At 71.5% G+C, this 13,554-nt stretch carries 8 protein-coding genes and 3 pseudogenes; 6 read left to right on the top strand and 5 right to left on the bottom strand.

All coding sequences use genetic code 11. The annotated features are described in order from the left end of the window. Window positions 1-193 precede the first annotated feature (193 nt). Window positions 194-1,087: a LysR family transcriptional regulator gene (locus ACZ5DS_RS32865; RefSeq protein ID WP_468245814.1), complete on the bottom strand. Its 894-nt coding sequence runs from the start codon at window positions 1,085-1,087 to the stop codon at window positions 194-196. Between the two features lie 853 nt (window positions 1,088-1,940). Between ACZ5DS_RS32865 and ACZ5DS_RS32860 the strand changes: the two genes are divergently transcribed. From ACZ5DS_RS32860 to ACZ5DS_RS32835, 6 genes are all read left to right on the top strand, one after another. After that, the gene (locus ACZ5DS_RS32860) at window positions 1,941-2,810 is read left to right on the top strand and encodes a galactokinase (RefSeq protein ID WP_468245811.1); all 870 of its coding nucleotides are present in this window, start codon (window positions 1,941-1,943) and stop codon (window positions 2,808-2,810) included. 130 nt (window positions 2,811-2,940) lie between these two features. Continuing rightward, entirely contained in the window at window positions 2,941-4,113 is a 1,173-nt protein-coding gene (locus tag ACZ5DS_RS32855; RefSeq protein ID WP_468245809.1) for an alkaline phosphatase family protein, read from the top strand. An 8-nt stretch (window positions 4,114-4,121) separates the two neighbouring features. After that, window positions 4,122-5,471, top strand: coding sequence for an MFS transporter (locus ACZ5DS_RS32850; RefSeq protein WP_468245806.1), 1,350 nt, complete (start codon window positions 4,122-4,124; stop codon window positions 5,469-5,471). Then, window positions 5,468-6,493, top strand: a complete 1,026-nt coding sequence (locus tag ACZ5DS_RS32845) for a TolB family protein (protein ID WP_468245804.1) — start codon at window positions 5,468-5,470, stop codon at window positions 6,491-6,493. The genes ACZ5DS_RS32850 and ACZ5DS_RS32845 overlap by 4 nt, the downstream gene beginning before the upstream one ends. Before the next feature lie 11 nt (window positions 6,494-6,504). Further along, the gene (locus tag ACZ5DS_RS32840) at window positions 6,505-6,651 is read left to right on the top strand and encodes a hypothetical protein (protein WP_468245802.1); all 147 of its coding nucleotides are present in this window, start codon (window positions 6,505-6,507) and stop codon (window positions 6,649-6,651) included. Between the two features lie 99 nt (window positions 6,652-6,750). Then, window positions 6,751-9,156 carry an NACHT domain-containing protein gene (locus ACZ5DS_RS32835; protein WP_468245799.1) on the top strand — a complete coding sequence of 802 codons (2,406 nt, stop codon included), beginning with the start codon at window positions 6,751-6,753 and terminating at the stop codon, window positions 9,154-9,156. 319 nt (window positions 9,157-9,475) lie between these two features. Here the strand turns inward: ACZ5DS_RS32835 and ACZ5DS_RS32830 are convergent. The 4 genes and pseudogenes from ACZ5DS_RS32830 to ACZ5DS_RS32815 form a co-directional block, all read right to left on the bottom strand. Next, window positions 9,476-9,598 (bottom strand): annotated as a pseudogene (locus ACZ5DS_RS32830) (metallophosphoesterase); the annotation flags it as partial. An 89-nt stretch (window positions 9,599-9,687) separates the two neighbouring features. Continuing rightward, window positions 9,688-12,078, bottom strand: a complete 2,391-nt coding sequence (locus ACZ5DS_RS32825; RefSeq protein WP_468245797.1) for an ATP-binding cassette domain-containing protein — start codon at window positions 12,076-12,078, stop codon at window positions 9,688-9,690. A gap of 178 nt (window positions 12,079-12,256) precedes the next feature. After that, a pseudogene (locus tag ACZ5DS_RS32820) lies at window positions 12,257-12,920 on the bottom strand (NAD(P)-dependent oxidoreductase); the annotation flags it as partial. Continuing rightward, window positions 12,919-13,176 (bottom strand): annotated as a pseudogene (locus ACZ5DS_RS32815) (LysR family transcriptional regulator); the annotation flags it as partial. The pseudogenes ACZ5DS_RS32815 and ACZ5DS_RS32820, both read right to left, overlap by 2 nt. Window positions 13,177-13,554: the final 378 nt, after the last annotated feature.

Genomic DNA, 13,554 nt, shown 5'->3' with positions numbered 1-13,554 from the left:
ATCGGGCGCCCTTTGGGCATGGCCCGATGCCACCCGTGCATGCCCCCCACCGGTGCCTCCTCGTGTCCTCCGCCGGGGCATGCCCCGCCCCCTCCAGCCTCCGCGTCCTCCGCCCGGGCATCCCCCGCCCCCTCCAGCCTCACCTCCCACCGCTCCGATACGCCTCGCTCCTCTCCCCCGCATCCCGCTCCCGTCACCGAATCGGTTCGCGTATGGGTGAGTTGTGCCGCACATGGGTGAGAAACGCCCGCCCCGCCCGGCTCAGCGGGCGCCGAGCGTGGACCACCCCGACGGGGCGGAGCAGAGGCGGGGTGAACGACCGTACTTCCACCCGGCGGCCGAAGGCCCGTAACACCACGTCCCGGTACCAGATCAGCGAGCCCCGGCCGTCCGTCACACCCGTCACCCAGGCCAGCCGCTCATCGGTCTCCAGCGAGGGGACGGGGCGCACCCCCAGGGAGCTGAACATGGCCTCCAGCTCGGTGCGCCGACCCGCGCCCGGGGTGGGCAGCACCATGTTCATCCCGTCGAGACAGCGGAACGGCACGGGGTCGGGCAGCCGGGTGCCCGGCGGTGAGATGAGTACGATCTCGCGTTCGACGAGATGGTGCGCCGACAGCTCCTTGTCCACCGGCAGATCCACGAGACCCAACTCGGCTTCGCGCTGCGTGAGTTCTCTCGCCAGCGCCTCCCGGCTCCCCCTTTGGTGCAACCGTACGTCGATGCCTGGATGCCGTGCGGTGAAGGCCTCGACCAGTTCCGTGGCCAGGTCCAGGGCCAGTGTGGGTGTGGTCACCAGGTGCAGCGTGGCCTGGGTGTTCCCGGTGTGGCAGACCCCGATGTCCTCGATGGCCTCCACCGCGTCCAGTACGGTCCGGGCGAGCCGCACGACGCGGGCGCCCTCGGGTGTGAGGTCCACACCCCGGCTGGTGCGGGTCAGCAGGGCCACACCGAGATCGCGCTCCATGGCCTGCACGGCCCGGGACAGGGCGGACTGGGCGACGAAGACCGACGCTGCGGCGCCGGTGATGGAACGGCAGTCCGCGACCGCGACGAGATAGCGAAGCTGCGCGAGTGTGGGGGTCATGACCGGACGGTAACCCCCGAAAGGTTCCGGTGTAAGGAGCAGTCGGGCGAACAGCCGGGCATCGCCTGAGCTGACGTATGCCGGCTCGGTAGCAAGCCATACCGACCCGGCATGAGCGGGCGGTTCCCTCCCACCCCGGCGGCTCGGATCTGCCCCGTGTGCCACGGGGAACAGCGCAGGCGGGGGCCGAACACACCCGTTCCAGCTTCGGATTTCGCAGCACCGATGGCGACACGCGAAGCGAACGTCCCCGTGGTGAAGGGGCGTTGACAGTGCAAGGCGGCGATCGCACGATCTGCCCCCGGTCGTGAACGCGCGGCGCAGGGCCGTCCCGTCGCCGCTGACCGTCGGATCCGGCGCCCCCCCTCGCCGCCCCGGCCAAGCCATGCCCGCCCCCCCGGCACCGCGTATCGCGTACCCCCGCAGCACGACGCACCGGAGAAGGAGCGCCTATGACCCTCCAGTCGGCCCAGTCCCCCGCCGGCCGTGACCTCGTCGTCGCGGTCAGTCCCTTCGAGGAGCCCCACGCGCCCATCGTCCTCGCCGCCGAACGGGCCGGCGCCCTCGGCCTGCTCGATCTGGGCCGGGACGCGGGATCCGCGCGCCGTGCCCTGGCCGAGCTGACCGCGCGGCTGAGGGGTCCGTTCGGGGTGCGGGTACCCGTCGGCTGCCCCACCGGGCCCGACGACCTGCCGACCGAGGTGCGGGTACCGGTCGGCTCCCCGACCCGACCCAACGGACTGCCGCCCGACGTGCGGGTACCCGTCGGCCCCCGACCGGACCCAACAACCTCCCGCCCGAAGCGCGGGTACCCGTCGGCTCCCCGACCGGACCCGACGACCTCCCGCCCGACGTGCGGGGGCTGGCCGGCACCCCGACCGGACCCAACAACCACCCTCCCGCGGCCGCAGTGCCGGGGGCGGCGATCTCGCTCGCCCGCCGGGCCACCGCCGACCCGCTGTTCCGGCTGGTCGCGTACGCGCTGGAGACCGCTCACGGCCGTCCCCCGGCCGCGGTGTGGAGCGCCCCGCACGCCTTTCACCTGGGCTCCCCTGGTCTGGTGGCCGCAGCGGGCAGGCCGGTCGCGGCGGCCGCGGCCCCGCGGACGGACGGGCTGGTGCGGCTCAGCTCGCTCGGCCACCCGGCGCAGAGCTGCACGCTGCCGCTGTCCGGGACACGGCCACCGGAGGTACCGCGCTGGGTCCGGCGCCCCTACGCCCTGCTGCGCGCTCTCGCCGAGGCCGGGTACGGACGCTGCGGCACCGACCTCCATGTGCACGGCACGCTCACGGAGGCCGCCGGGCTCTCCCTGGCGGAGCCGGCCGACTGCGTGGTGGCGCTGGCGGCCGCCGACGTACACGCCTCGCAGGAGGGTCCGGCCTCCCGGGCCCGCATCGCGGAGATCCTGCGGGAGGTCGCGCCGTACGAGGACGAGGCCCTGCGCGGCGGGGTGCTGTACGCCCGGCCGGGCACAGCGCTGCTGCTCGGCGACGGACCGCGCCGCCATGTCTCCTTCGATCCGGCCGCCTTGGGCGCCCGGCTGGTGCTGATGGCCGCCCGCGCCGGACCGGAGGACCGGGCCGCGGATCTCGCCGCGGGCCGTGGAGTGCGCGCGACGGGCGGGAGCGCTGAGCGTCTGGCCGACGGGCGGGCCGGTCCCGCGCAGCGTGCTGATGCTGCTGCCCGAGGACCGCCGGATCGCCGTGCGCACCACGGTGGTTGAGGACTTCCGCGCCCGGCAGCGGCCCGTACCGCGCTTGCTGAACATCGCCGTGGCCGGAGCGGCCCGGCGAGAGGACTGACCCGGTGAAGGAACAGGAAGCAACACCGACCGTGCAGAAGGGACAACAGCCATGAGACACCCCGCCCCGCGAGGGACGACCGTCGGCGCAATCCTCGCCGCGCTCGGCCTGATCGCCGCAGCGGCCCTGAGCAACTCCCCGGCCGCGGACGCCCGTCCTACCGCTGCCGCCGCGGCCCTGCCCGCCTACGACCACGTGGTCGTCGTGGTGTTCGAGAACAAGCAGTACGGGGAGATCATCGGCAGCGCGAGCGCCCCGTACATCAACCAACTGGCGGGCGGGGGCGCGAGTCTGACCGGGATGAAGGCACTCACCCACCCGAGCCAGCCCAACTACTTCAACCTCTTCTCCGGCGCGACACAGGGCATCACCGGCGACGGCTGCTACACCGCCCAGTCGATGTCCGCGGCCAACCTCGGACAGGAGCTGATCGCGGCGGGCAAGACCTTCGCCTCATACAACGAGGACCTGCCCGCCGAGGGTTCCACGGCCTGCACGAGCGGCAAGTACGCGCAGAAGCACAACCCGTGGTTCGCCTTCAAGAACGTGCCGCTGACCACGGGCAAGACCTGGGCGCAGTTCCCGACGACCGACTTCGCCTCCCTGCCGGACCTGTCGTTCGTGGTGCCCAACCTGTGCAACGACATGCACGACTGCGCGGTCGGCAGCGGCGACACCTGGCTGAAGAACAACCTGGACGGCTACGCCCAGTGGGCCAAGACCCACCACAGCCTCCTGGTGTTCACCTGGGACGAGGACAACTACCTCGGCTCGAACCAGATCGCCACGGTCTTCTACGGCGCGGACGTCAGGCCGGGCAAGTACAGCGGGGCGTACAACCACTTCCACCTGCTGCGGACCTTCGAGGATCTGTTCGGTACGGCCCACGCGGGCAACGCCGCGAGCGCCACCCCGATCTCCGAGGTCTTCGGGTCGGGCGGCGGTACGGAGCCGCCTTCGGGTGATCTGAGGGTGACCAGCCCCGGTCCGCAGAGCTGCAAGTTCAACCAGTCCTGCACCATTCAGATCACCGCAACCGGCGGCACAGCACCCCTGAAGTACAGCGCCACCGGACTGCCCTGGGGCCTGTCCATCGACTCCGCCACCGGACGCATCACCGGCAAACCGTGGGGCAGCGGAACCATCCAGATCACCGCCACCGCCACCGACGCCGCCGGCACCACCGCCGGCGCCGCCTTCCCCCTCACCATCAGCTGGATCTGACCCGAGCCGTGTACGTAGCAGACAGCCATAGCACGCGCGCGAAGGGCGGCGCTGTCCCGAAGCGTTCCGCACGACGGCCCGCCCTCGCGCCCACGGTCTACGCCTTGGGCATGGTCAGTCTCGTCACCGATGTCTCGTCCGAGATGGTGACGGCCGTACTGCCGCTCTATCTGGTGACGGGACTGGGCCTGACGCCACTCGCCTTCGGCTTTCTCGACGGCTTCTACAACGGCGTCAGCGCCCTCGTCCGGCTGACCGGTGGCCATCTCGCCGACCGCTGGGCCCGCCACAAGATGATCGCCGGCCTCGGCTACGGCCTCTCGGCGCTGGCCAAGCCCCTCCTCATGGCCGCTGGTTCGCTCCCCGCGATCAGTACGGCGCTTGCCGTCGACCGCACGGGCAAGGGACTGCGCACCGCACCCCGCGATGCACTGATCTCGCTGGCCGCCGACCCCGCCGAGCGCGGGCGCGCCTTCGGCGTGCACCGGGCCATGGACACCGTCGGCGCCCTGTTGGGCCCGGCAACCGCCTTCCTGATCCTGCGTCAGGCGGCCGACGGGTACGACGCCGTGTTCGCGGTGAGCGGGTGCGTGGCAGTACTCGGCGTGCTCGTCCTCGTGCTGTTCGTCCCCGGGCGGGCACCCCGCCCTGGGCGAACCACGGAGTACGGTGCCGAACCCGCCCCCGCCCCCGCCCCCGACGGCCGACGCGTCTCGCTGCGGGCCTCCCTTGCCCTGCTGCGCCGCCGCGATCTGCGCCGCATCACCCTGTGCACCCTGATGTTGAGCCTGACCACCATCAGCGACGCCTTCGTCTTCCTGCTCCTCCAGCACCGCTCCGGGCTGGCCGACCGCTGGTTCGCACTCCTGCCCCTGGGCACCGCCGGTGCCTTCCTCCTGCTCGCGGTACCGCTCGGCCGGCTCGCCGACCGGTTCGGCCGCTGGCGGGTGTTCCTCGCCGGCCATCTCGCGCTGCTGCTCGCCTACGGGGTGATGCTGTCGCCGTGGCGCGGCCCGGCCCTGCCGTATGCGGTGCTGCTCCTGCACGGCCTGTTCTACGCGGCCACCGACGGCGTGCTGATGGCGGCCGCCGCCGGAGCCGTACCGGACGAACTGCGCGGGGGCGGGCTGGCCGTCGTACAGACCGGTCAGGCGCTGGCGCGGTTCGCCTGCTCGCTGGCCTTCGGCGCCGCGTGGACGGCCTGGGGGGAGCGTCCGGCCCTGTGCACGGCCGCCGCCGGGCTGACCGTGACGGTCCTCCTCGCCACCCGCTTCGGCCCCGGAGACCCGGCGGATCCGGGCCGCTCCGGGGATCGCACCGACCCCGCTCCCGCTGCTCCGAGAAAGGCCCCCGAATGACCCACCGCAACCGGCTGCTGGTCCTGCTGGCCGCTGCCCTCGTCCTGGGTTGTGCGGCCGGGGCGGCGGTCTGGCGTGCCGCCGGGCGGGCGGACGACAGGACCCAGGCGCAGGCGGGTGGTCCCGACGTGCGTGCCGGGCAGGTCTCCCTCGCCCCGGGCGGACAGCGCCGGATCGTCTTCCGCACCATGGCCTGGGGCCCGCACCGGGACGAACTGGCCACCGTGCCCGCCGCGGCACCGGGTGGCCCGCGCACCGCCTCGGGGGTGCGCTGCCTGCGCTTCCACGCCGCCGCCGGGACCGGGGTCTGCCTGCGGTCCGTCCAGGGCCCGTTGCTGAAGGGCTACCGGGCCGTGATCCTGGACGCCGGCCTGAGGGAACGCGCCCGCTACAGCCTTGCGGGCATTCCGACGCGGGCCAGGGTCTCTCCCTCGGGGCATCTGGTCGCCTGGACGGTCTTCGTGGGCGGCGACTCGTATGCCGGCACCGACTTCTCCACCAGAACCGCCGTCCTGGACACCCGGACCGGCCATCTCACCGCATCCTTGGAGCAGTTCACCGCGGTCCGGGACGGCAAGCGGGTAGCGGCGACGGACGTCAACTACTGGGGGGTCACCTTCGACTCCGACGACCGGCACTTCTACGCGACGATGGCGACCGGCGGCCGCACGTACCTGATGCGGGGCGACCTCACCGAGCGGAAGCTGACGGCCGTGCACACCAACGCAGAGTGCCCGTCGCTCTCCCCCGACGGCACACACGTCGTCTACAAGAAGCGGGTGAAGGGCCTGCCCGCCGAGGCCCCGTGGCGGCTGTACTCCCTGGACCTGGCCACCTTCAAGGAGACCCCGCTGGCCGAGACCCGGAGCGTCGACGACCAGGTGGTCTGGGTGAACTCGCGGACCGTGGCGTACGCGCTGCCCGGCGACTACGGCGCGGACCTGTACACGGTCCCGGCCGACGGCTCGGGCACCCCGACCCGCCGGCTGACGTCCGCCCTGGCACCGGTGTACCTGGGCTGACCCTGCTGGTGATGGAGCACGGCGACCTGGCCGGCCCCGAACGCGTCGCCGCGCTCTTCCCCGCCCGAGGCCGGCGAGACCAGGGCGCCCTGGTCGGCGCCGGATCCGACTTCCCCGTAGGCCGGTTCGGCGCCGTGCGCGCCGTCTGGGGCATGTAGCCGACCGGGGTCAAGGCGTTCTCGTTGCCTTCCGCTTCTGCCTCTCGTTGGTCCGGTGACGTCCCGGATCGGGTGATCGACAGGTCATGGAGGCAAGCCGTGTTGCGCTGGCGCTGGGTCGTGGCAGTGGGGGCGTCCGCCGTCATCATCGCCGCGATGGTGACGGCCTGGATCGGCAAGAGCGTGGAGTACGCCGGCAACGCCGCCTCCGTACTCGGTGCCTGGGGCGCCGTGGTCGCGCTGATCCTCTGGGCCCGTGAGAACTCCGCCGGCGGGCCGCCACCGACGGCCGAGCAGCTCGCCGCTGCGGAGGACCGGCTGGCCCGCCTCGTCCAGCAGGTCTGGATCCGGGAGGCAGCGCTGCGCCGGCTGGACGATCCACGGCCTTTGGACGTCCGCTGGGTGGACAGCCCACGCCCACTCGCCGACCATCGCGCGCTCGTCGGAACACCGCTCGACTGCCGCGCGGACGACGCCGCAGGACTCGCTGCGGCTTTTCGCGCGCTCGCCCGGCAGCGGCTGGTCATCATCGGTCCGGCTGGATCGGGCAAGACCACTCTGGCACTTCTGCTGACCCTCGCCCTCCTGCGCACCCGCGCGCCCGGCGATCCGGTCCCGGTGATCCTCTCGCTCTCCTCAGACGTGCTCGGCCACACGAACCTGCGGGCCTGGCTGCAGCAACGGCTCACCACCGAGTACCCGGCACTCGGCGACCGGCGAGTCCATGGAAGCGAAGCCATGGCCGAACTTCTCGCGAGTCACCGTCTGTTGCCCGTGCTGGACGGGCTCGACGAGGTACCTGCCCCGCATCAGGTGCGGGTGTTCACCATGGTCAACGACTGGCTGGCGGAGGGTGGTTCCCTCGTTCTCACGTGTCGTACGGGCGCCTACGAGCAGGCGGTGGCTCGGTGCCAGGACGTGCTGACCGCAGCAGCCGTGATCGAGCCGCAGCCGGTGAGTGTGGATGCGGTGGCGGAGTTCCTCACCCTCGGCGCCGCCCCCGGCGACGTCAACCCCGGCTGGAGCAGGCTGGCCCAGCGACTGCGAGCCGATCCGCAGGGCCCGGCAGCAACCGCCCTCACCAACCCGCTCAATGCCTCCATGGCCAGGCTGGTCTACGCAGCGCCGTCCGGTTCGACGCGTACGGTCGGCCCGGAAGAACTCACCGACGTCGTCCGCTTCCCCGACAGCGCTGCCGTCACCAAGCACCTGCTCGCCGGCGTGGTCCCCGCGCTCTGTGACCGGGATGCCCGGCTCGCCGTCGCACACCCGGGCACCCGCCGCGCGAGGAGCGAACTCGGGGACGCGCCGCGCCGCCTCGGGCAACTCGCCTCCCAACTGCACAGCAAGGGCACCTACGACATCGAGTGGTGGCGTCTTCACCGGGCAGATCCGACCCCGGCCCGCACATGGCGCCGAGCGCTCTGCCTCGCACTGGGGGTCTTCGCTGCCTTCCTCGGTGCGGGGTTCTGGGCGGGAGGACAGTCTTCGTGGGTGGCACCACGGGCAGGCGAGTACGCATGCACCGTGCTGTTCCTCGTGGTGGTCGCTCCCGTGCTGCGCCGGTGCACCCCCTCGCGCGGGGCCGCAGCCGCCGGCCTGGCCCTGCTGCTCGGCTGCAGCGCCGGGATGCTGCAGGGGGGACTGTACGACCTGGCACGCGCCTACATCCGAGGCGAACCCGTATTCATCCCATGGCGCTACGTGTCGCCGATGGCCATGGCGGTGATCCCGTACACCGTGACCGTGCTGGCGGCCGGTCCGCCGCACCCGCCGTCCCTGCCCGTTCGGGCCCGGTTCGGCGTACGCGGCCGAGGGAGGCTGCTGGCCACCGAACTTGCTTCCGTCCCTCTGGCTGTCCTCGGTTTCGGTCTGCTGTGCAACGTGCTGCCCCACGTCTTCACGCTGCAGCCGCAGAGCCCGCTGACCCTGCTGAGCAACATCACCGACAACACGACGCCGCTTGCACTAGGGGTGCTCTTCGGGCTGGGGCTGGCACTCCTGCGCTTCGTCCGCGCGCCCCTGGCATCGGACAGCGGTGCCACCCCCGTGTCCTCACTGCGGGCGGATCGCCGCTACACCCTCGCCGTGGCCGCCCTGTCCGCTCTCGCGTTCATGGTCTATTCCGCGATGCGCCATGCTCCCCAGCAGTACTACGGACATCTCGACAATCTCGTCGAAGGCATGCGCAACGCAGCCGGCGGAGACCTGCCGACGTCAGCGGCGCTCGGCACTCTGCTGACGCTGTCAGCAACAAACTGGGGCCATTTCGCCGCTGCCCGGCTACGGTTCGCCCGGCGCGGGGGACTCCCCCGGAACACGATGGCATTCCTTCAGGATGCCCACCGCCTGGGAATCCTCCGGCAGGTCGGCCCGGTCTACCAATTCCGTCACGCACTGCTACAGGACCACCTCGCCGCCCAGACGCCCCTCCCACACATGCGCCGACCCCACCAGGCCCCTCGCGATGCGGCATCGGCAAACCAGCAGCGAACTGATGGATAGCGGCGACCATCACCCAGCCATCACGTGTCCACGTCGATCTTCCCCACGGCCAGATCCACCAGAATCCTCTGGTCTCCGGCTCGGATCAGGAAGGATTCCGAACGAGAAGCCGTCGGGGCTCGGGGGGGTGTGCGGGGGAGGTATCGGCGGCTCTCAGCCGTTGAGCGTCCCCATGAACTCGGGTGCGTAGCGGTCGCCGGTGACCATGCCGTGCGGAGCGACCGCCTCGATCGCGGCGATGGCCGCTGCCGAGGACCTTCGCAAAGGCGCCGCGCTCGTCGTGATTTCCGGTGCTGTACAGCACGGGCACATTCCGGGCCGACGCGAAGGACCCGATGAGTTCACGCGCGGCCGTGTACGCCTCCGGCGATCCGTCGTCCGCGATGTCACCGCTGACCACCACGACGTCGATCTCCGGCGTAGTGGCCAGATCCGCCAGCATGCCGCGGAGTGACTACCGGAAGGCGGACTGCGCAACCATGTCCCGCAGTCCGCAAGGGAATTCGAGCCCCTGACCCCGAGCCGACCCGGTCAGGCGCCGACGTAGTCTGCGAGGTGCTCGCCGGTGAGGGTGGAGCGGACGGCGACGAGGTCGGCGGGGGTGCCCTCGAAGACGATCCGGCCGCCGTCGTGGCCGGCGCCGGGGCCGAGGTCGATGATCCAGTCCGCGTGCGCCATGACCGCCTGGTGGTGCTCGACGACGATGACCGACTTGCCGGAGTCGACCAGCCGGTCGAGCAGGCCGAGCAGCTGTGCGACATCGGCGAGGTGAAGGCCCGCGGTCGGCTCGTCGAGGACGTAGACACCGCCCTTCTCGGCCATGTGGGTCGCCAGCTTCAGCCGCTGCCGCTCGCCGCCGGACAGCGTGGTGAGCGGCTGGCCGAGAGTGAGGTAGCCGAGCCCGACGTCGGCGAGCCGGTCGAGGATGCGGTGCGCGGCGGGGGTGCGCGCCTCGCCGGCGCCGAAGAACTCCTCGGCCTCGGCCACCGACATCGCCAGCACCTCGCTGATGTCGCGGCCGCCGAGGTGGTACTCCAGCACCGATGCGTCGAACCGCTTCCCCTCGCACTCCTCGCAGGTGGTGGCGACACCGGCCATCATCGCCAGGTCGGTGTAGATGACGCCGGCGCCGTTGCAGGTGGGGCAGGCGCCCTCGGAGTTGGCGCTGAACAGGGCCGGCTTCACGCCGTTGGTCTTCGCGAAGGCCTTGCGGATCGGTTCGAGCAGTCCGGTGTACGTCGCCGGGTTGCTCCGGCGCGAGCCGCGGATCGGGCTCTGGTCGACCGACACGACGCCCGCGCCGGCCGGGATCGACCCGTGGACGAGCGAGCTCTTGCCGGATCCCGCGACGCCGGTGACGACGGTCAGCACCCCGAGCGGAACGTCGACGTCGACGCCCTGCAGGTTGTGCATCGTCGCGCCGCGGATCTCCAGCGCGCCGGTGGGCTTGCGCACCGTCTCCTTGACGGCGGCCCGGTCGTCGAGGTGGCGGCCGGTGATGGTGCCGCCGGTCCGCAGCCCCTCGACGGTTCCCTCGAAGCAGACGGTGCCGCCCGCCGTGCCGGCGCCGGGGCCGAGGTCGACGACGTGGTCGGCGATCGCGATGACCTCCGGCTTGTGCTCCACGACGAGCACCGTGTTGCCCTTGTCGCGCAGCCGCAGCAGCAGCTTGTTCATCCGCTGGATGTCATGGGGGTGCAGGCCCGTGGTGGGCTCGTCGAAGACGTAGGTGACGTCGGTGAGCGAGGAGCCGAGGTGGCGGATCATCTTGACGCGCTGCGCCTCACCGCCCGACAGCGTGCCCGAGGGCCGTTCGAGGGAGAGGTAGCCGAGGCCGATCTCCACGAACGAGTCGAGGGTGTGCACGAGCGTGCTGAGCAGCGGCGCCACCGACGGCTCGTCGAGGCCGCGCACCCACTCGGCCAGGTCGCTGATCTGCATCGCGCAGGCGTCGGCGATGCTGACCCCTTTGATCTTCGACGAGCGGGCGCCCTCGTTGAGCCGGGTGCCGTCGCAGTCGGGGCAGGTGGTGAAGGCGACCGCGCGGTCCACGAACTCGCGGATGTGCGGCTGCATCGACTCCCTGTCCTTGGCGAGCATCGACTTCTGGATGCGCGGGATCAGACCCTCGTAGGTCATGTTGATGCCCGCGATCTTCATCCGGGTCGGCTCGTGGTGGAGCAGGTTGTGCAGCTCCTTCTTGGTGTACTTGCGGATCGGTTTGTCCGGGTCGAAGAAGCCGGACTCGGTGTAGAGCCGGTAGTTCCAGCCGCCCGCCGTATAGCCGGGGATGGTGAACGCGCCCTCGGCGAGCGACTTGGAGTCGTCGTAGAGCTGAGCGAGGTCGAGGTCCGTGACCGAGCCCCGGCCCTCGCAGCGCGTGCACATGCCGCCGGTGATGCTGAAGGAGCGGCGCTCCTTCACCTTCTGTCCGCCGCGGTCCACGGTCACCGCGCCCGCGCCGCTGATCGAGGCGACGTTGAACGAGAACGCCTTCGGCGAGCCGAGGTGCGGCGTGCCGAGCCGGCTGAAGAGGATGCGCAGCATGGCGTTGGCGTCGGTGGCGGTGCCCACCGTGGAGCGGGGGTCGCCGCCCATCCGCTGCTGGTCGACGGTGATCGCGGTGGTCAGCCCTTCGAGGACGTCGACCTCGGGTCGCGCCAGGTTCGGCATGAAGCCCTGGACGAAGGCGCTGTACGTCTCGTTGATCAGCCGCTGCGACTCGGCGGCGATGGTGTCGAACACCAGCGAGCTCTTGCCGGAGCCGGAGACGCCGGTGAACACGGTCAGCCGGCGCTTCGGGATCTCGATGCTGACGTCCTTGAGGTTGTTCTCGCGTGCGCCGTGCACGCGGATCCACTCGTGGCTGTCGGCAGCGTGCGGCGCGGGCGACCTCGTGTCCGTCCTCGGGGCCATGCTCATCGTGTCTCCATCCGTGGGGCGGGCGGGGCGGCCTGCGCGGTCCTCGTCGGCATCGCCCGGCCCGGTCCGACCGGCTCCGAGCCTAACGTCAGACCGACCTTAGATCGGGAGAGGTGACCGGGGCTTCTCCGATCCTGACCGGTCCGGTCACCTCACCCGCTGCCCGTGACTCCCCCGCTCACCCCTTGACGGAGTACGCGTGGGCGCCGGCCCCGGCGAGGGCGCCGGCGTCGACGATCAGGTACTCCTCGCGGATCGGCCGGCCGCGTAGCGGGCCTGCGCGGAGAGGGAGGAGCCGGAGATGTGCGGGGTCATGCCGTGGTACGGCATCGTGCGCCAGGGGTGGTCGGCGGGGGCTGGCTGCGGGTACCAGACATCGCCCGCGTATCCCGCCAGCCGGTCGCTGCGCAGGCCGCGGTCGACGGCGTCCCGGTCGACGATCCTGGCCCGGGCGGTGTCGATGAGGGCTGCGTTGATCGTGACGACGTCCAGTGCGGCACCATGTCGGCGGCGCTCGCGTGGAAGACCAGCCCCAGCTCGCGGCTCGACGTCCGCGGGCAGCGGTGCCGGTCGGTGTAGTGCAGCTTCACCTCGAAGGGCGCGAGCCGCCACAGCACAGCGAGGCCGATCCGCCCGGCGGCGACCGTGCCGACGTGCATAGCCTCCAGGTCGTACGAGCGGGCCACGCAGTCGGCGATGTTCCAACCGCCGTCGAGGACCACCTGGTGGGAGGGCGGGTAGGTGCGCACGAGGGTGAGCGTCGTCATCACCACGTTCTCGGCGACGCTGATGCTGTTGCAGTAGGTCACCTCGGCCACCGTCACCCCGTGCGCGATCGCCGCGCAGCATCGACAACTCCTGCTGCAGGGCGTCGCGTTCGGCGAGGATCCGGTGCGCCCACGCCAGCACCACCTCGCCCTCGGGCGTCAGGCCCTCGTAACGCCTCCCCCGCCGTACGACCGGCACGCCCAGCTCGTGTTCGAGTCGTCGTATCGCGGCGGACACCGGCGGCTGCGACACGTGACAGGCGGCCGTGGCGCGGGCGAAGTGCCGCTCCCTGGCGAGCGCGACGAGGTACTCCAGCTGGCGCAGCAGAATGCGGGGGCCGCCGTAGGGGGATCGCAGGGCTGGGGTGCGGGGGTGCCGACGTACAGCATCGGCCAGGGCGCGCTGCCGACGGGGTGTCGTCGGCGGGAGTGACGCACAGTTCCTTCTCCGCTCCTTCGATCTGCTCGCACCGGGGCGAGGCTCGGCGTCGTGGAGCGCTCGGAAGGCCCGCCATTCGGGTGATCCGTGACGCGCCCCGGTTCTGCGACGGGCCTGAGAACACGGGCCCGGCGAGCATTCCCCGCTCGAAACGGCGGTCGATTCGAATGGCAACGGAACGGGGGCCGACTGAAACTGAACGCGGCGGTTCGTGATCAGGAATTCGTGATCAGGAAAGAGCACGCGCTTCGAGCTTCCGATGGCTCGGCG

This window comes from Streptomyces sp. NPDC031100 (assembly GCF_055570785.1).
The sequence above is the reverse complement of the archived record's forward strand: the minus strand, read 5'-3'. Positions and strand labels throughout refer to the sequence as shown.